Raw genomic sequence first — 16,269 nt, forward strand, 5'->3', positions numbered from 1 at the left:
CGCCGAAGACGCGAGCGAAGACGACGATGCCGACTTCGGCTTCCTCGAATCCGACGGGCCGATCGAAGAGACCAAAGGCGACTTTTCCTTCCTCGACGAGCAGGTGGCGCCGGTCGAAAGCGCGACCCGCGAGCCCTCCGCCGCCGCCGAGGCGATCGCGCCTGCCGTCGAGCCGGCCAGCGAGGCCGATCATGTCGGCGTCGAACCGGCAGAACTCGGCGAGGAGGAAGATCTCGACGAGGGCGGCGAGGCGGACTTTTCCTGGCTCGACGAAGAGCTGCCGCCGGAAGAGCCGGAGGACGAGCGGTCAGAGCCCCAGGCTCCAGCCGTCCCGGCAGCGCCGCCACGGGCGCCGTTGCCGGACAGTACCGGGTTTCGTCTGCGCGAAAGGCCGCCCGAGCCGGCTCCCGTCGCTCCCGCGCCGCGGGTCTCCTGGGCCGAGCGGCTGCGCCAGGGCCTGTCGCGATCGTCGAACCAGCTTTCCGGCTCGATCACCGCGCTCTTCACCAAGCGGCGGCTCGACGAAGACACGCTACAGGACTTCGAGGACGTGCTGATCCAGGCCGATCTCGGCGTCGAGACGGCGATGCGGATCACCGATCGCCTGTCGGAAGGCCGTTTCGGCAAGGAGATCGCCGGCTCCGAGGTCCGCCGCATTCTCGCGGAGGAGATCGAGAAGACGCTGGCCCCCGTCGCCCAGCCGCTGGAACTCGACCTCGAAAAGAAGCCGCATGTCATTCTCGTCGTCGGCGTCAACGGCACCGGCAAGACGACGACCATCGGCAAGCTGACGGCCAAGCTCACCCGCGCCGGGCTGAAGGTGACGCTCTGCGCCGGCGACACGTTCCGTGCCGCCGCCGTCGAGCAGCTGAAGATCTGGGGCGAGCGCACCGGCTCCGAGGTGATCGCCAAGCAGATCGGCGCCGACGCCGCGGGCCTTGCCTTCGAGGCCTATGACCGGGCGGTGGAGAACGACTCCGACGTCCTGATCATCGACACCGCCGGGCGGCTGCAGAACAAGGCCGAGCTGATGGCGGAGCTCGAAAAGATCAACCGCGTTCTTTCCAAACGCGAGCCCGACGCGCCGCACACCGTGCTGCAGACACTCGACGCCACCACCGGCCAGAACGCCCTTTCCCAGGTCGAGATCTTCCGCAACGTCTCGGGCGTCAACGGGCTGGTGATGACCAAGCTCGACGGTACGGCGCGGGGCGGCATCCTCGTCGCGATTGCGGCGAAGCACCGGCTGCCGGTCTATTTCGTCGGCGTCGGCGAGGGGATCGACGACCTCGAGCCCTTCAGGGCGAAGGACTTCGCCAGCGCGATCGCCGGCGTGCCGCTGTCATGAGCGGGCTCCCGGCGTTATCGTCATAAAACCACCGGCAAATTCACCGACGGTCGTCATCCCGGCCTTGAGCCGGGCTCCATTCCAAGCCATGTGAGCCTTGCGTCGGTTCCAGGGACCTTCGGTTTGCGCGGCCGAGTGGACGTTTTGCGGCGATTGGGAATGCACCCCGGGTCAAGCCCGGGATGACGAGGCTTTGAAGGCGAGACATCCGGAATGACCGAACACATCATCGAAGAAGCCCCCAACAAGCCCGGCCGCAAGGCGATGAGCCCGCTGCTGAAGTTCGCGCTGGAGCTCGGCCCGCTGCTGGTCTTCTTCTTCGCCAATGCCCGGGCCGACGATCTCGTCTCGGCCTTCCCGGCGCTCCAGCAGCTCGGCGGGCCGCTCTTCGTCGCGACGGGGCTGTTCATGGCGGCGACGGTGATCGCCCTGACGGTCTCCTGGGCGATGACCCGCTCGCTGCCGATCATGCCACTGGTGTCGGGCTTTTTCGTCGTGGTCTTCGGCGCGCTGACGCTCTGGCTGCAGGACGAGACCTTCATCAAGATGAAGCCGACCATCGTCAACCTGCTCTTCGCCGCCGTCCTCCTCGGCGGCCTCTGCTTCGGCAAGTCGCTGCTCGGCTATGTCTTCGACCAGGCGTTTCGGCTCGACGACGAGGGCTGGCGCAAGCTGACCCTTCGCTGGGGCCTGTTCTTCATCTTCCTCGCCATTCTGAACGAGGGCGTCTGGCGCGGCGCCAACTATTGGTACGGCATCGACGCCCACTCGCCGAAGGAGCTCAAGGAGACGGCCGACTTCGTCTGGACCAACTTCAAGGTCTGGGGAACGATGCCGATCACCGTCGCCTTCATGCTGACCCAGCTGCCGCTGATCAAGCGCCACTCCATCGAGCCGATCGGGCTGAAGAAGGAGTAGGCGGTCCTGAAGAACGGCCGGAAGGCCGGTGTTGCCGAGCTCTTGCGCAGCGCCTTCACACCCGAAGGGCACAGCGCAGCGGAGTGAAGCGCTACCATCGCCGGCACTTCCGTCCAGCACCCTTCCCGTTTACCCCTCGCCAGTCGTCATCCGCCGATGGCGCTCGCGCAGCGCCGCGACCTCGCTGTCGGGCCGCTCGCCCGCGCAGCCGGCACAGGACACGCCCTCCTCGAATTCCGGCGCGGCGCGATCTTCCGCCGACAAGGGTGCACCGCAGGCAAAGCAGGCCGTCCAGCCGGTCTCGGCCAGCCCATGGCCCAGCGCGACGCGGCCGTCGAAGACATAGCAGTCGCCCCGCCAGCGGCTTTCCGCCTCGGGTACCTTCTCGAGATAGGACAGAATCCCGCCCTTCAGCTGATAGACCTCGGCGAACCCCTTCTCCAGCATGAAGGCCGAGGCCTTCTCGCAGCGGATGCCGCCGGTGCAGAACATCGCCACCTTCGGGGTCTTTTCGGGGTCGAGCGTCTCCTCGACATAGCGCTTGAAGTCGGTGAACTGGTCGATGCCGGGATCGACGGCGCCCTCGAAGATGCCGACCCTGGTCTCGTAGCGGTTGCGGGTATCGACGAGGAGTATGTCGGGCTCGGCGATCAGGGCGTTCCAGTCCTCCGGCGCCACATGAATACCGGTCTTTGCCAGCGGATCGCCGGCCGCATCGCGCAGCGTGATGATCTCCGGGCGGATGCGCAGCTTCATCCGGGCGAAGGGCCAGTCGTCGGCAATCGAAAGACGCAGGTCTTCCGCAGTCAGGCCGAAGCGGCGGGTCAGCTCGTCGATAAAGGCCCGCATCGGCGCGGGCTCGCCGGCGACCGTACCGTTGACGCCCTCAGGGGCGAGCAGGATCGTGCCGCGCAACGCCCTCTCGCGGCAGAAGGCGAGAAGCTCGGCGCGCAGCGTCTCGAGCTCGGCGAGCGGCAGGAAGCGATAGAAGGCGGCGACGGTCAGCGACATGGCGGCGTGATAGCCCCGTCCCGCGGCGATCGCAACGCGCCGCTGGCAAGGCAGCGCGGCGCCTTGTGCGCAAGAGCCATGCATGCGCCTCGTCGCAGGCTTGCGGCCGCTTGCTTGCGCGATCGGCCAGCGGCGTTATGTAGGACGTTCAGCCGTCGGCGGGCCGTCGCGCCGGTCGGCGTTTCCTCCTGCCCGCCCGCCCCACTGGTCCAGCCCGTGCTCGATACGATCCTCGGCGCCCTCCTTCTCTTTACCGGGGTGGCCGTCATTTTCCGCGAATGGCTCGGCCTCGATGTCGCTGCAGCGCTTGCCGCACTCGGCCTCGTTGCCTTCCTGATCGTCGCAACGCCCTTCACGCCGTTCTCGCGCAAGGCCTTTGTCGCGATCGGGCTCGTGCTCGCCGGGCTCGTCGTCGGCTTCGTCGACGACTGGCCGGCGGTGCTCGAAAAGGCGATCGCCCAGGGTGCCTTCATTGCCACCTTCTTCGCCGCGCTGGCGAGCCTTCGCAATCCCGCCTCGGCCTCGCCGGCGATCGAGCGCTGCGGCCAGTATCTCGCCAGCCAGCCGCCGGGAAAGCGCTATCTGGCGCTGACCATCGGCGGCCATCTCTTCGCGCTGATCCTCAATTACGGCTCGATCACCCTGCTCGGCGGGCTGACCGAGGCGATCGCCGGCAAGGAGCCCAATCCGGAGATCCGCGAGATTCGCAACCGGCGCATGCTGCTGGCGGTGCAGCGCGGCCTCTGCGCCTCGCTCTGCTGGTCGCCGCTGGCCTTTGCCACCGCCATCACCACCTCGGTCATCGCCGGCGCCAGCTGGGGCGGCATGGCGCCCTATGCGATTCTCTTCGCCGTCGTCTTCCTCTTCGTCGGCTGGGCCCTCGACACGCTCTACAAGCCGAAGCTCAGTGGCCCTCGGCCGGTCCGCAGCAAGCCGATCGGCAGCGTCCGCGACCTCGCGCCGCTGGTCCTCCTGCTGGTCCTGCTCTTTGCCGCCGTCGGCACGCTGGAATATCTGACGGGCCTTGCCATCACCGCGATCGTCATGCTGTTCGTGCCGCTGGTCTCGATCGGCTGGATCGCGTACGAATCCGGCAATCAAGGCGAGACGATGCGGCGGCTGAAGCGGCTCGCCTTCGCCGAGCTTCCCTCCTACCGCTCCGAACTCGTGCTTCTGATCATGGCGGGCGTCATCGGCGCGCTCGGCGCGGCGCTGATCCAGCCGCTCACCGCCGGACAGTCGCTCGATCTCTCCGGCCTGCCGGTCTGGCTGGTCCTCGTCGCGCCGGTGTGGATCATTCCGCTGCTCGGCCAGCTCGGCATGAACCCGATCCTGTCGGTGTCGATGCTGGCGCCGCTGCTGCCCCCGGCGGACGCGCTCGGCATTCCCGCCAATCTCCTCGTCGCCGCGATCACCGCCGGCTGGGCGCTTGCCGGCGCCACCTCGCCCTTCACCGCCACGACGCTGCTGATCGGCCGGCTCGGCCATACCAGCGCCCTCCATGTCGGCCTCGTGTGGAACCGCGCCTTCACGCTCTGGGTGGGTCTGGCGATCTCGGCGATGCTTCTGGTTTTCGCGGCACTCCTCTGACGCGGCCAAGAGGAGGAGCAAATCTCTCTCGACCTAGTGACAAATGCGCCGAAGCCGTATATGAGCGCACCCGATTTCCTCAGAATAACCTGACCGTCACGGCGGCCATGTCGGGTTACCCCGGCGTGAAACGAATTGAGGCTATGCCATGAACATCATCCAGGAACTCGAGGCCGCCGAGGCCTCCCGCATCGAAGCCATCCGCAAGATCCCGGATTTTTCCGCCGGCGATACGGTCCGCGTGAATGTGCGCGTCACGGAAGGCACCCGCACCCGCGTCCAGGCCTATGAAGGCGTCTGCATCGCGCGCTCCGGCTCGGGCCTGCAGGAGAACTTCACCGTCCGCAAGATCTCCTATGGCGAGGGCGTCGAGCGCGTCTTCCCGGTCTATTCGCCGATGCTGGAATCGGTGGACGTCGTGCGCCGCGGCAAGGTCCGCCGCGCCAAGCTCTATTACCTGCGCGATCGCCGCGGCAAGTCGGCCCGTATCGTCGAGGCCACCAATGCCCGCGCCCGCAAGCTGAACGACGACGCCCGCCAGGCCGCAGCCGAGGAGCGCGACCGCGCCAAGGCCGAGAAGGAAGCGGCAAAGACCGCCGCCGAGTAAGCCTCGGCCTCAAGCTGAGACAAGTTTCAAAAGGCGGCTTCGGCCGCCTTTTTCGCGTCCGGACGCAGCCGGAGTGCCGCCGGCCCCATTCGGATGGCCGTGCGTGATCAGCTCAGCGCGCCCCGGTCTGCGCTGGCCAGCCGGCGAGCGCCTGATCCGCCACGGCCTGAAGCGTCTCGCGGCAAAAGCCGGCCTTGGCCTGCACGGCGATGCCGTGGGTCACCGCCAGGAGATAGGCGGCGAGCGCGTGGCAATCGGCGGTCTGCGGCAGATCGCCCTCGGCCCTCGCACGTTCGAATCGCTCGCGCAGCATCGCCTCGCCGCCGGCGCGGTAGTCGATCAGTGCCTGGCGGACCGGCTCGGCATCGTCAGACCCCGCCAGCACCCCGTTCACGGCAAAGCACCCGGTGTGCTCCGGATAGCGCGTGTTGATGTCCACCGAGCCGTTGAGGAAATGCTCCGCGACCTCGCGCGCCGTCGGCAGTTCGACCGCCTTGCGTAGCTGCACGGCATAGTGCTCGTCATAGCGGGCAAGCGCCTGGCGAAACAGCGCCTCCTTGTTGCCGAAGGCGGAATAGAGCGCCGGCCGCTCCACCCCGGTCGCCTCGGTCAGGTCGGCATAGGACGTGCCCTCGTAGCCCTTGCGCCAGAACACGCCGAGTGCGGCATCGAGAGCGCTCTCCACGCAGAATTCCCTCGGACGTCCCATCAGTAGAGCTCAGGCTTTTTCATAACAGGCATTATAAAACCGCTTGACACCCCCTGTCCACATTTCATAACGATCGTTATCGTAATGGCCATTACGTTATTCTTCGATCATTCATCGGTCAGGCGACGTCCTGACCGGCTTTGGAAAGGGATATCATGTCGGACAGATTGAAGGGCAAGGTTGTGCTGGTCACCGGCGGCTCGCGCGGTCTCGGCGCGGCGACAGCCGAGGCCTTCGCCGGCCAGGGCGCGGATGTCGCGATCAGCTACGCCGCTTCGGCAGAAAAGGCCGAGGCCGTGGTGGCGAAACTCCGGGAAAAGGGCGTGCGCGCCCTCGCCGTCAAAAGCGACCAGGCGGAGCTCTCGTCGGCAAGGCCGCTGATCGACGCGGTGATCGCCGAATTCGGCAGGCTCGACATTCTGGTGAACAATGCCGCCATCGCGGTCCAGGGCCAGCTCGTCGACGATCCCGAACTCGACTGGGCGGCCTATGATCGCCAGTGGCAGGTGAACGTCCTGGGCACCATCGCCAACACCCGCGCCGCGGCGCCGAAGCTCAGCGACGGCGGCCGGATCATCTTCGTCGGCTCGGCCCTCGGCTCGGTCATTCCGTTTCCGGGGGTTGCCGACTATGCCGGGACGAAATGGGCGGTTGCCGGCTATGCCAAGGGCATCGCCCGCGATCTCGGCCGCCGCAACATCACCGTCAATATCGTCCAGCCGGGCATCATGCCGACGGACATGGCCGCGGACGTCGCCGGCGAGCTTCCCGACCGCGACGCCATTCTGGACATGCACCCGATCCGGCGCATCGCGACTCTCGAGGAAGTCGCCGACACCATCTGCTTCCTCGCCGGGCCGTCCGCCGGCTACATCAACGGCCAGGCAATCAACGTCGCCGGCGGCATCGACATCTGATGACGGGCCGGCTGGTCAGGGCTTAAAGCGGGTGAGCCCGGCTTTCGGGCCCGCAAAGGGTCGGGAAAGGCGGCTTCGGCCGCCTTTTGCTATTTCCGGATCGTACGTTTCTCGAGATGACGCCCCGACTCTGAAATGGAATTGTCAATTCCGTTTCAGAACCCCTGGTCGTTAGCTTCTGACCCCTTGCAGTCTTTGCAGCGTCACCGTTGCTTCCCAAAACCAAACATGGATAGCGACGCGAGAAGCGAGCGTAAGCCGAAGAGTATCAACGATGCCAAAGCATTCCACTATCGAGGTGGGTCGGATTAAGGGGTTGCCCGAAGCAGTCGACGTGCTCCTGAAGGACGCAGATGCCGAGGGCTTCGACACGATGTCAGTGCTCCGCGACGAATGGAGCGCCGGTTCCAATCGCTTCGAGCGTCCGGGCGAAGTTTTGATGCTGGCGAAGGTAGATGGGACGGTGGCGGGGATTGGGGGAATCACACAAGACTTTGTAGAAGCGGACCACCTGCGGATGAGACGCTTCTATGTGCGTCCTGCTTTCCGTCGGCTTGGTGTCGGTAGCCAGATTGCACTGCACGTCCTGGAACATGCCCGTCCGTTCAACCGGCCAATCGTACTTCATGCCGATGGGCCAGATGCGGAGGTGTTCTGGCCGACGCTTGGTTTTGTTCCCATAGACCGAATTCATACGACCCACGTGTTCCGACCTTTCGGTTAGCGGCTTCCGCTACAACTGCCCTATTCGACCCGGCAGGTTTCGACCCAAATAGGTCATTGCGAAATCGGCTGTCGCCTCCCGAACGCTGCCATTCGGCAACCCGCCGCAGTGTCGTTGCGCTCCTCGCCGGCCATGCAGACAAGCACTACGGTCGCTCGGAAGCCAACAGCTCAGTGGGGTAGTCGTATGTCGGCCGTGTCAGCGCGCCGGAGCAATAATTGCTCCCAGTAGCTGATCCAAAGCAGGCCTCGCTTGAACACCTCATAGCGAGCTAGCCATTGGCGGAACGAGCGGGTTCGCGATATCCGACCACCGATGATTGCATTGGGATTATTTGGAATGATTGCAAAGCCAGCCGTGCCTTGAAGGTTGCAACACCTTCGTGAGCCTCGTTTATGAGTTTTCGGAAGCGTTTGAGGTTAATGTCACAGGCAGAGCCCAGAATGACCTCCCGTAGCCGTAGTTTGTCGCTAAACGGCAAGAAGTACAGGCTCCCTTCTTTCTCCGCCCGGCCCAGCTCAACGAGGGCACGCCATTCCTTCTCATAGCTCCAGCTTGCAAATTTCGTACATATGAGTTGCGTGGCAAGCTCGCCGGTGATGGATTTGACCTTGCCGGTCGGCTTGTACCGCAATCGCGAAGGCGAATAAGTGACTTGTTGGACGATGCTTTCACTGACATCAAAACCGAGAGCCAAACCTCGGTGCTTGTTAGCATAGTGGCTCCAAAGTACAGGGTCTATCCAATCCTCACTAAAACAAATAAGACCGTTACGCTCCCCGAACTTTAACTTATTCTGACGCACCACCTTACGGAATTCGACGTCGCTGAAATTGCTGCCAAGCAGCTCGAAGGGATCATTGAGCTCCGAGAATCGTGACACCTTGATGCGGCTAAACACAATGTTGGAGACTGCGTGATCAGCGCTGGTTAAGTAGTATAGACGACGGAAGCCGGCCGGAGCCGGTGGCAGAACATTTTGGCTGCCCCGACGGTCCTCGTGCCCGGCTTTGCGCCATTCCTTCAAATACTTGGTGTTTAGAGGCATCTTTCAAACTCTGTCAGAATACTATTCTACACTATATTAATTTGAACGGTAAGGCCTGCTATTCACTCGCGCGTCAATGAAGATCACGTCCGATGATCAGTGAGTTCTAGCTCTCTTAGAATGCGTTGACCCCTACTCTCTCCTATATGCTCAGGCAGATGACAACTTTGATGCCCTTCATGGCGCCGGTCGCAGCTTGACAGATCGACAGATGCTTTTCCACATTGCGTTTCAACGAAAAATTGTTAGCGAGATTCATTCCGATAAGAGTTGAGGTGTGTCCGCTTTTGGCCTTGATCTGCGGGAAGCAGACTGACCGCTTACCACCCCTCCCGGTCCTTCGAACTCTCGTTTTTGAAACACTTTCATTGTATACTGTTTCAATCCTCGCCGTTCCGAAACCCATGCCCACACCTCCCGCATCTGCGAACAGCCGCCCCACCCCCTTCACCTGCCAGCCGTCCCATGCCATCCTGCCGCAACGCCAGCGGGTGATCCAGCCATGCAGAGCTATTTCGACGCCAACCGGGCGAACTGGGACGAGCGGGCCGAACTCCACGCCACCGACGGGACCGGCTCCTACCGCATCGAAAGGGTGCTTGCCGGCGGCTCCAGCCTTCATGCGATCGAAGCGGCCGAACTCGGCGACATTGCCGGCAAGGACATCGTCCACCTGCAGTGCCATATCGGCCTCGACACGCTGTCGCTGAAGCAGCTCGGCGCAAGGAGCGTCACCGGCCTCGACTTCTCGCCGAAGGCAATCGCTGCCGCGCGGGATTTTGCTGCAAGGGCCGGCACGGAGGCCCGCTTCGTCGAGGCCTCGCTCTACAATGCGTCGGCAGCGCTGGGCGAGACCTATGATCTCGTCTTCGTCACCTGGGGCGCGATCAACTGGCTGCCGGATATCGGCCGCTGGGCGGATATCGTCGCGGCGCTGCTGAGGCCCTGCGGCAGGCTCTACCTCCTCGAGGGCCACCCGGTGATGAACCAGATGGAATGGGAGGACGGCCGCCTCGTCGCCACCTTCGACCGCTCGACCCCGGCCGACCGACCGCTCGTCTTCGACGAGGCCGCGACCTACACCGGCGATGCCCGGCCGCTCACCAATACCCGCAACTACGAATGGCTGCACCCGGTGGCCGAGGTGGTGACCGCGGTGCTCGACGCCGGAATGCGCCTCGAATTCCTGCACGAACACGACCGGCTCGCCTGGCGGGCGTTTCCCGACATGGTGGAAGCGGAGGACGGCCTCTACAGGCTTCCCGATGCTGCGGTGAAGTTCCCCCTCGCCTTCTCGCTTGGCGCGACGAAGCTTTGAGCGCCGCGTGTCCGGATGGAACATACGCCGCTCTCACGCCCTGAACCGCCGCATCGGGCCTTCCCGGAAATCGACGCCGGTTTTCGGGCCGATGCTGCAGGGCTTCAGCCGGCCGAGGGCGCCGCGACGCCGGATGCCGCCTTCAGGCCCCAATGCACCGCCGCCCAGACCCGTTCGTGCAGGATGTAGGCGACGAAGCCGAAGCCGCAGGACGTCAGCGCCAGTTCGCCCCCCGCAAAGAACGATCCGGTGAAGATGTCGCCCAGGATCGCCATGGAAAACAGGCCGACGACCTGCCAGGAAATGGCTTTGGCGAGGCTGCGTTTCTTGCTTTCCATGGCTCTTCTCCTGCTGTCTGCCCGCGGTGCCGCTGGTGTTTCGATCGCTGACGAGGCTGCACGGCAAGTCCGAAGATAGACTTAAGTCCGGCGAGGTTTTCGGTGCTGTCAGACGGTTTATCCCGACTATCGCGACGGCATCGATCGATGCCTTCCGCTGCTGATCGCCTCCGGCTTTGTTCGATCGATGCGCGACGACGACGCCGACAGGCCGATGTTTTTACAAGCAAAGCCGGGCGTTGCTTGAGCAGGCAGCGGCCTTGCAACGTCGACCGTCTTCCGTCGTCAGATCGCCAGCCGGGAAAGTTTTCGGGAGAAAATCACACTGCGGCGTGATAGGCACGATTGGTGACAATCATCACGGAACGCCATGGACAAGCGCGAACGCTCCCGCCTCTTCCGCGACCGGCTGGCCGCCGCCATGCAGAGCGCCGGCATGACCAAGAGCGGCCTTGCCCGGGCGACCGGCGCCGACCGCTCGACCGTCTCGCTGGCGCTTTCCGCCGAGGACGGGCGGCTGCCCAATGCCCAGTTCGCCGCCGAATGCGCCGGCGCGCTGGCCGTCTCGTCCGACTGGCTGCTCGGCCTGTCCGACCGCCACGAGCGCGGCGCCGACATGCTGCAGGCGGCGATGCGCATGGAGGAGGCCGCGAGGGCGCCCTCCGACGAGCGGATCTTCCGCTGGCACGAGGAGGCACGCGGCTACAAGATCCGCCATGTCCCTGCCACCCTGCCGGACATGCTGAAGTCCGAGGCGGTGCTGCGCTTCGAATATGGCGACTTCGTCGGCCGCACCTCCGACCAGGCGATCGCCGACATGCGCGACCGGCTGCAATATCTGCGCGCGCCGGATACCGACTACGAGATCGCCATGCCGGTCGACACGCTGGAGGGCTTTGCCGCCGGCGAAGGCTACTGGCGCGGCCTTGCCGCCGAAGAGCGCGCCGCCCAGCTGAGGCGGCTCGCCGAGCTGGCCGACGAGCTCTATCCCTCGCTGCGGCTTCATCTTTTCGACCGCAAGAAGGTCTATTCGGCGCCGGTGACGATCTTCGGACCGCTGCAGGCGAGCGTCTATGTCGGGCGGTTCTACCTGGTCTTTTCCGAGCGCCGGCAGGTGCTGGAACTGACCCGGCATTTCGACGGCCTGGTGCGTGAGGCGGACGTCGAGGCGAAGAACGCCCCCCGCTTCATTGAAGCGATGAGCGTTGCGGACTGAGCCCGTCAGCGCCAGAAGGGCTTTCGCGCCTCTTCCTCGGCCTCGTCGCGGGTGAGGCCGAGATCGCGGAGCTGCCAGTCGGAAAGGTCAGAGAGGTCGCGCCGCTGGCGGTGCCGGCATGTCCAGCGCCATATCAGCGCCGTGAGGCTGGCGACGACCTGCAGCGACTGCCGCACGTTAGAGCGCCGTGCGTCTGAACGGACGCCCAAAGGACGCTCTAAAATATTGAATCTACGCATCGTGCTTTCCGAAATTGATTCCGATTTTCGGGCCGATGCTGTAGCCGGATGCGCAGGAGCTTTCGGCAGCTGCTGCCTCCGATGCGTCGCCTTCGCGATCGTCTGATGTGCCATCGTCTGTCCCTTGAAGCGGTTCCGCTCGGCGAAGGGATAGGCCGACCGTGCGGCGCGATGCTTCGGCAACCGCCGAAACGATGACGCTGGGCGGCGTTGCCGCGATGGGGTAGCCTCGGGGCCATGACGAGCCTTGCCTCCGGCATCACCCTTGCCACCACCGCCAGCCTGATCGGCGACGTCGCCCGGGCGAACATCCTCTGCGCGCTGTCCGGCGGGCAGGCGCTGACCGCCGGCGAGCTCGCCTCTCATGCCGGCGTCGGCGCATCAACGACCAGCGGCCATCTGGCGAAGCTCGCCGAGGCAGGGCTGATCACCACGCTGAAACAGGGGCGGCACCGCTACTATCGGCTTTCGGGCCCGAAGGTCGCCGCGATGATCGAGACGCTGATGGCGGCGAGCGACCTCACCCCGCCGCGCCATCGCCCGGTCGGCCCGCGCGACGAGGCGCTGCGCCGTGCCCGCAGCTGCTACGACCACATGGCTGGCCGCTTCGCGGTCGAGCTGGCGGAGCGGCTCGAGGAGCGCGGCTTCCTCGTCCTCTCCGACGAGGGCGGCTATGTCACCGAGGCGGGCTCGGCGTTCTTCGCGCGGTTCGGGCTGGAGCTCGGCGCGGCCGCGGGCCGCCGGCCGCTCTGTCGCTGCTGTCTCGACTGGAGCGAGCGGCGCTTTCACATCGGCGGGCGGCTGGGGACGGCCCTGTTCGCCCATGCGCTCGGGCGAGGATGGGTGGCGCGAGTTGCGGGCAGCCGTGCCTTGCGGGTCACCCGCACCGGCGAGGCGGCGCTTGCCGGCGGGCTGTTCCGCTGCGAGCCCCTCGACAGGCCGGTCTCGGCGTGGGAAGCGCTTACAGCGTCAGCTTGAAGCCGAAATGCGATTTCTGAAAGCCCAGCCGCTCGTAGAAGCGGTGGGTGTCGAGACGGCTGGCGTCCGAGGTCAGCTGCACCATCCGGCAGCCCCGCTCGCGGCAGGTCTCCACCGCCCAGCCGATCATCTCAGCGCCGAGCCCCTGTCCGCGCAGATCGGAGGCGATGCGCACCGCCTCGATCTGGCCGCGCCAGGCGCCCTTGTGGCCGATGCCGGGGATGAGGGTGAGCTGCTGGGTGCCGACGATCCGGCCATCTAGAACGGCGACGGCGAGATATTGCATCGGGTCGGCGTCGATCGCCTCGAAGGCGGCAAGATAGGCCGGATCGAGAGGCAGCGAGGCATCGTCGCGGGCTCGGCCCCTGACGTCGTCGGCCAGAAGCCCGACGATCGCCGGCAGATCGTCCTTCGTCGCGCGCCGCATTTCCATCGCTGATTCCCCGTCCCCTGGCATGCTTGCCAGCCTGATAGGCCGCGGCGGGGGGAGCGGCAAGCCGCCCGGTGAGGACGGTTTCGCCAGCGGCGAGCTATCTTGCGGCGATGTCGAAGACGAAGATCGTCGACCGATCGTCGTCCGGCATGAAATAAGCCCGAAGGCCGTCGCCGTGGGCCTCGACGAAGAACGGGTTCTGGGTCATCGGCAGGCCGGACGGCGCCCACTTCTCCACCGGCAGCTGCCAGACCGGGCGGCCCGTCTCCAGATCGACGAGCTCCATGCCGCCGAGGCGGAAGGGCTCGGCGTCCGGAGCGGTCCTATAGGTGTTGAGGCCGGAGCAGAGCATGCGGGAGGCGCCCGCAGAGTGGCAGTCCTGATAGTCGATGTACTGGGCCGGATTCATCACCCGCAGCTTCGCCGGTTCGGCGTCGGCGTTCTCAGGCTTGCCGTCCTCGGCGAGCGGCCAGGCATAGAACCGGCGCGAGCCCCAGGAAACGCCGTGCAGCGTGTTGGTCGCTGTATCGTGGACGAGGCCGCCGATATGGTCGGCGAAGGTGAACAGCTTCTTCGCCTGCATCGTCTTCGGATCGACACGGTAGATGATCGAATGGCTGTTCGGCCGGTATTCGGCGGCAGGCACCCAGAGATATTCGCCGTCGAAGTCGATGCCGCCGGGGTGATACATCGTGCCTTCGCCGAGGCTGAGATCGCCGAGCATCCTGCCGTCCGGCCCGATCTTGAAGAGATGCCCCTCGCCCTCGCCGGCATCGCGGTCGTAGCCGTCCTTCGGCGCCTCGTATTTTTCCGGCTTCTGGATGATATTCACCGCCGAGACGAAGAAATCGTCGCCGATCTTCACCATGCCCTGCGGATGGAAGGTGTCGAAACCGACTGTGATCTCCCCGGCCGGCGACCAGGCGGCGCCGCGGGTGAGCGTCATGAACCGGTCTCCGACGGCCGTGCCAGCGGTCTCGTCCGCGGCTGCGGACAAGGGAGCGGCCACGACCGTCGCGATCAGCGCCATCGCAAGCAAGGACTTCATCACCCGATCCTCCGGATACAAAAACCGCCCCGGCCGTAGCGAACGGAGCCGGAGCGGTTTGTCGCAGAGGATTGTTGCAGCGCGATAACGGCCGGGCGCTGCCCCGTTTTCCTAGTTCTGGACGGCCTGCACAGAGCCGCCATCGACCCTGAGATTCGAGCCGTTGATGAAGGAGCCGCGCTCCGAGACGACGAGAGCGATCGCCGCCGCCACCTCCTCGACCTTGCCGCGTCGCTTCAGCGCGATGCCGGGCCGCTCTTCTTCCAGGAAGCTCTCGACGGCCTCGTCGAAGGAGACGCCCATTTCCTTGGACCGCTTCTCCATCATGCCGTCGGTCATCGCCGTCTCGATGAAGGCGGGCGAGACGGTGTTGCAGAGGATGCCGTGTTCGGCCTCCTTGTAGGAAAGGTTCTTCACGAAGGCCGCCAGCGCCGCCTTGGCGGTGTTGTAGGTCGCCTCGTCCCAATAGGGCTGCACCGCGTTTTCCGAGGTGATGCAGACGAAGCGGCCCCAGCCCTTCTCGCGCATCGCCGGGAAGGTCGCCCGGGCGACGCGCACCGCCGACATGAAGTCGATCTGCCAGGCTTCCAGATAGTCCTCGTCTGTCATGTCGAGCGGATGGCCCTTGGCGCCGGTGATGCCCGAGGTATGGACGACGATGTCGACCGCGCCGAACGTTTCGCGGCCCTTGCGCGCCATGGTGTCGACGTCCGACTGGTCGGTGACGTCCGCGGCGACGCAGAGCACCTCGGTCGGCAGCGACGCCGCGTCCTTTTCGAGCTGGTCTATCTTCAGATCCGACAGCACCAGCTTCACCCCCTCGTCGGCGAGGATCTTCGCGGTCGCGAAACCCATGCCGCCGGTGGCGCCGGTGATGAGGGCGACCTTGTCTCTGATCTGCAAATCCATGAAACGTCCCTTCGAGTGACTGGATGATTTGCGCCGACAACGGCGCGCTGCGGCTTAGGTTGCGGCGCGGCAGGGAGCGAGAGGCGATGCCCGACTACGATTTCAAAAGCCCGCGCCTGTGCGTCGAGGCCGATCTCGGCGAAGGCGCCAGGTTTTCCCTCGAACCGGCGCAGGCAAATTATCTCACCGCCGTCATGCGGCTCGACACCGGCGCCGCCGTGCTCGCCTTCAACGGCCGCGACGGCGAATGGCGCTGCCGGCTGGAAAAGCCGGCGAAGAAGAAGGCCGATCTCGTGCCGGAGGAGCGGTTGCGGGCGCAGACGCCGGCGCAAAGCCTTGCCTATCTCTTCGCCCCGCTGAAGCATGCACGGCTCGACTACATGGTGCAGAAGGCGGTGGAGATGGGCGCCGGCATCCTGCAGCCGGTGATGACACAGCATGTCCAGGCGAGCCGGGTGAATGTCGAGCGCATGCGGGCGAACGCGATCGAGGCGGCCGAGCAGTGCGGCATCCTGACGATCGCCGACTGCCGCGAGCCGCTGAAATTCGACGAGGCGCTGGCAGCGTATCTGCCTTGCGGGCCGATGATCTTCTGCGACGAGCGGCAGGATGCCGAAAGCCCGATCGCGACGCTCGGCAGGCTGGCGAAGGGCCCCGCTTCGCTGCTGATCGGGCCGGAGGGCGGCTTTTCCGCCGACGAGCGCGAGCGGCTGCGCGGCGAGGCGGGGGTGACGGCGATCTCGCTCGGGCCACGGATCCTCAGGGCCGACACCGCCGCCGTTGCGGCGCTGGCCGTCGTCCAGGCAACGATCGGGGATTGGTGAGGGCTAACGCATAACCTCGCAGAAGCCCGCTGGCCGCACCGTCAACCGAAGCCGTCTTGCGCGATGCGACGATTCGGGGCAGACCGCCATCTTG

The 16,269-nt window shown here is 65.3% G+C and carries 18 protein-coding genes; 10 read left to right on the forward strand and 8 right to left on the reverse strand.

Going from position 1 to position 16,269, the window contains the following annotated elements; genetic code table 11:
- Positions 1-61: 61 nt before the first annotated feature.
- The gene (gene ftsY, locus E3C22_RS13275; RefSeq protein WP_245515022.1) at positions 62-1,348 is read left to right on the forward strand and encodes a signal recognition particle-docking protein FtsY; all 1,287 of its coding nucleotides are present in this window, start codon (positions 62-64) and stop codon (positions 1,346-1,348) included.
- Between the two features lie 213 nt (positions 1,349-1,561).
- Entirely contained in the window at positions 1,562-2,266 is a 705-nt protein-coding gene (locus E3C22_RS13280; RefSeq protein WP_134762544.1) for a septation protein A, read from the forward strand.
- A 129-nt stretch (positions 2,267-2,395) separates the two neighbouring features.
- Here E3C22_RS13280 and trhO read toward each other — a convergent pair whose 3' ends face one another.
- Positions 2,396-3,277 (reverse strand): oxygen-dependent tRNA uridine(34) hydroxylase TrhO, encoded by an 882-nt coding sequence (gene trhO, locus E3C22_RS13285; protein WP_134762545.1) that lies wholly within the window; start codon positions 3,275-3,277, stop codon positions 2,396-2,398.
- A gap of 216 nt (positions 3,278-3,493) precedes the next feature.
- Between trhO and E3C22_RS13290 the strand changes: the two genes are divergently transcribed.
- Positions 3,494-4,867 (forward strand): hypothetical protein, encoded by a 1,374-nt coding sequence (locus E3C22_RS13290; RefSeq protein WP_245514981.1) that lies wholly within the window; start codon positions 3,494-3,496, stop codon positions 4,865-4,867.
- 148 nt (positions 4,868-5,015) lie between these two features.
- Positions 5,016-5,474: a 50S ribosomal protein L19 gene (gene rplS / locus E3C22_RS13295; protein WP_134762546.1), complete on the forward strand. Its 459-nt coding sequence runs from the start codon at positions 5,016-5,018 to the stop codon at positions 5,472-5,474.
- 112 nt (positions 5,475-5,586) lie between these two features.
- Here the strand turns inward: rplS and E3C22_RS13300 are convergent, their stop codons facing one another.
- Entirely contained in the window at positions 5,587-6,183 is a 597-nt protein-coding gene (locus tag E3C22_RS13300; RefSeq protein WP_134762547.1) for a TetR/AcrR family transcriptional regulator, read from the reverse strand.
- Between the two features lie 155 nt (positions 6,184-6,338).
- On the opposite strand from E3C22_RS13300, the gene E3C22_RS13305 reads away from it, so the two are divergent.
- Positions 6,339-7,100 carry an SDR family NAD(P)-dependent oxidoreductase gene (locus E3C22_RS13305; RefSeq protein WP_134762548.1) on the forward strand — a complete coding sequence of 254 codons (762 nt, stop codon included), beginning with the start codon at positions 6,339-6,341 and terminating at the stop codon, positions 7,098-7,100.
- 274 nt (positions 7,101-7,374) lie between these two features.
- Positions 7,375-7,824: a GNAT family N-acetyltransferase gene (locus tag E3C22_RS13310; protein ID WP_134762549.1), complete on the forward strand. Its 450-nt coding sequence runs from the start codon at positions 7,375-7,377 to the stop codon at positions 7,822-7,824.
- A 271-nt stretch (positions 7,825-8,095) separates the two neighbouring features.
- Here the strand turns inward: E3C22_RS13310 and E3C22_RS13315 are convergent, their stop codons facing one another.
- The gene (locus E3C22_RS13315; protein ID WP_134762550.1) at positions 8,096-8,872 is read right to left on the reverse strand and encodes a DUF2971 domain-containing protein; all 777 of its coding nucleotides are present in this window, start codon (positions 8,870-8,872) and stop codon (positions 8,096-8,098) included.
- Positions 8,873-9,374: 502 nt separating this feature from the next.
- On the opposite strand from E3C22_RS13315, the gene E3C22_RS13320 reads away from it, so the two are divergent.
- On the forward strand, positions 9,375-10,190 hold the full coding sequence (locus E3C22_RS13320) for a class I SAM-dependent methyltransferase (RefSeq protein ID WP_134762551.1): 816 nt from the start codon (positions 9,375-9,377) through the stop codon (positions 10,188-10,190).
- Positions 10,191-10,294: 104 nt separating this feature from the next.
- On the opposite strand, the gene E3C22_RS13325 is transcribed toward E3C22_RS13320, so the two are convergent.
- The gene (locus E3C22_RS13325) at positions 10,295-10,528 is read right to left on the reverse strand and encodes a DUF2061 domain-containing protein (RefSeq protein WP_134762552.1); all 234 of its coding nucleotides are present in this window, start codon (positions 10,526-10,528) and stop codon (positions 10,295-10,297) included.
- Between the two features lie 370 nt (positions 10,529-10,898).
- Here E3C22_RS13325 and E3C22_RS13330 point away from each other — a divergent pair, with 370 nt between their 5' ends.
- On the forward strand, positions 10,899-11,744 hold the full coding sequence (locus tag E3C22_RS13330; protein WP_134762553.1) for a helix-turn-helix domain-containing protein: 846 nt from the start codon (positions 10,899-10,901) through the stop codon (positions 11,742-11,744).
- 5 nt (positions 11,745-11,749) lie between these two features.
- Here E3C22_RS13330 and E3C22_RS13335 read toward each other — a convergent pair whose 3' ends face one another.
- The gene (locus tag E3C22_RS13335) at positions 11,750-11,920 is read right to left on the reverse strand and encodes a DUF1127 domain-containing protein (protein WP_245514982.1); all 171 of its coding nucleotides are present in this window, start codon (positions 11,918-11,920) and stop codon (positions 11,750-11,752) included.
- Between the two features lie 300 nt (positions 11,921-12,220).
- Between E3C22_RS13335 and E3C22_RS13340 the strand changes: the two genes are divergently transcribed.
- Positions 12,221-12,961, forward strand: a complete 741-nt coding sequence (locus E3C22_RS13340; RefSeq protein WP_134762554.1) for an ArsR/SmtB family transcription factor — start codon at positions 12,221-12,223, stop codon at positions 12,959-12,961.
- On the opposite strand, the gene E3C22_RS13345 is transcribed toward E3C22_RS13340, so the two are convergent.
- From E3C22_RS13345 to E3C22_RS13355, 3 genes are all read right to left on the reverse strand, one after another.
- On the reverse strand, positions 12,945-13,394 hold the full coding sequence (locus E3C22_RS13345) for a GNAT family N-acetyltransferase (RefSeq protein WP_245514983.1): 450 nt from the start codon (positions 13,392-13,394) through the stop codon (positions 12,945-12,947). The genes E3C22_RS13340 and E3C22_RS13345 overlap by 17 nt on opposite strands.
- A gap of 97 nt (positions 13,395-13,491) precedes the next feature.
- Complete coding sequence (locus tag E3C22_RS13350) at positions 13,492-14,442, reverse strand: DUF6454 family protein (RefSeq protein WP_134762556.1); 951 nt, start codon at positions 14,440-14,442, stop codon at positions 13,492-13,494.
- Positions 14,443-14,553: 111 nt separating this feature from the next.
- On the reverse strand, positions 14,554-15,351 hold the full coding sequence (locus E3C22_RS13355; RefSeq protein WP_134762557.1) for an SDR family oxidoreductase: 798 nt from the start codon (positions 15,349-15,351) through the stop codon (positions 14,554-14,556).
- Between the two features lie 86 nt (positions 15,352-15,437).
- Between E3C22_RS13355 and E3C22_RS13360 the strand changes: the two genes are divergently transcribed.
- Positions 15,438-16,175 (forward strand): 16S rRNA (uracil(1498)-N(3))-methyltransferase, encoded by a 738-nt coding sequence (locus E3C22_RS13360; RefSeq protein ID WP_134762558.1) that lies wholly within the window; start codon positions 15,438-15,440, stop codon positions 16,173-16,175.
- Positions 16,176-16,269 lie beyond the last annotated feature (94 nt).

It is taken from the genome of Jiella endophytica (assembly GCF_004519335.1).
Lineage (GTDB): Bacteria > Pseudomonadota > Alphaproteobacteria > Rhizobiales > Rhizobiaceae > Jiella > Jiella endophytica.

Coding starts and splice junctions, on each gene's coding strand:
- E3C22_RS13280 (WP_134762544.1), top strand. CDS start 1,562: ATGACCGAACACATCATCGAAGAAGCCCCCAACAAGCCCGGCCGCAAG.
- trhO (WP_134762545.1), bottom strand. CDS start 3,277: ATGTCGCTGACCGTCGCCGCCTTCTATCGCTTCCTGCCGCTCGCCGAG.
- rplS (WP_134762546.1), top strand. CDS start 5,016: ATGAACATCATCCAGGAACTCGAGGCCGCCGAGGCCTCCCGCATCGAA.
- E3C22_RS13300 (WP_134762547.1), bottom strand. CDS start 6,183: ATGGGACGTCCGAGGGAATTCTGCGTGGAGAGCGCTCTCGATGCCGCA.
- E3C22_RS13305 (WP_134762548.1), top strand. CDS start 6,339: ATGTCGGACAGATTGAAGGGCAAGGTTGTGCTGGTCACCGGCGGCTCG.
- E3C22_RS13310 (WP_134762549.1), top strand. CDS start 7,375: ATGCCAAAGCATTCCACTATCGAGGTGGGTCGGATTAAGGGGTTGCCC.
- E3C22_RS13315 (WP_134762550.1), bottom strand. CDS start 8,872: ATGCCTCTAAACACCAAGTATTTGAAGGAATGGCGCAAAGCCGGGCAC.
- E3C22_RS13320 (WP_134762551.1), top strand. CDS start 9,375: ATGCAGAGCTATTTCGACGCCAACCGGGCGAACTGGGACGAGCGGGCC.
- E3C22_RS13325 (WP_134762552.1), bottom strand. CDS start 10,528: ATGGAAAGCAAGAAACGCAGCCTCGCCAAAGCCATTTCCTGGCAGGTC.
- E3C22_RS13330 (WP_134762553.1), top strand. CDS start 10,899: ATGGACAAGCGCGAACGCTCCCGCCTCTTCCGCGACCGGCTGGCCGCC.
- E3C22_RS13340 (WP_134762554.1), top strand. CDS start 12,221: ATGACGAGCCTTGCCTCCGGCATCACCCTTGCCACCACCGCCAGCCTG.
- E3C22_RS13345 (WP_245514983.1), bottom strand. CDS start 13,394: ATGGAAATGCGGCGCGCGACGAAGGACGATCTGCCGGCGATCGTCGGG.
- E3C22_RS13350 (WP_134762556.1), bottom strand. CDS start 14,442: ATGAAGTCCTTGCTTGCGATGGCGCTGATCGCGACGGTCGTGGCCGCT.
- E3C22_RS13355 (WP_134762557.1), bottom strand. CDS start 15,351: ATGGATTTGCAGATCAGAGACAAGGTCGCCCTCATCACCGGCGCCACC.
- E3C22_RS13360 (WP_134762558.1), top strand. CDS start 15,438: ATGCCCGACTACGATTTCAAAAGCCCGCGCCTGTGCGTCGAGGCCGAT.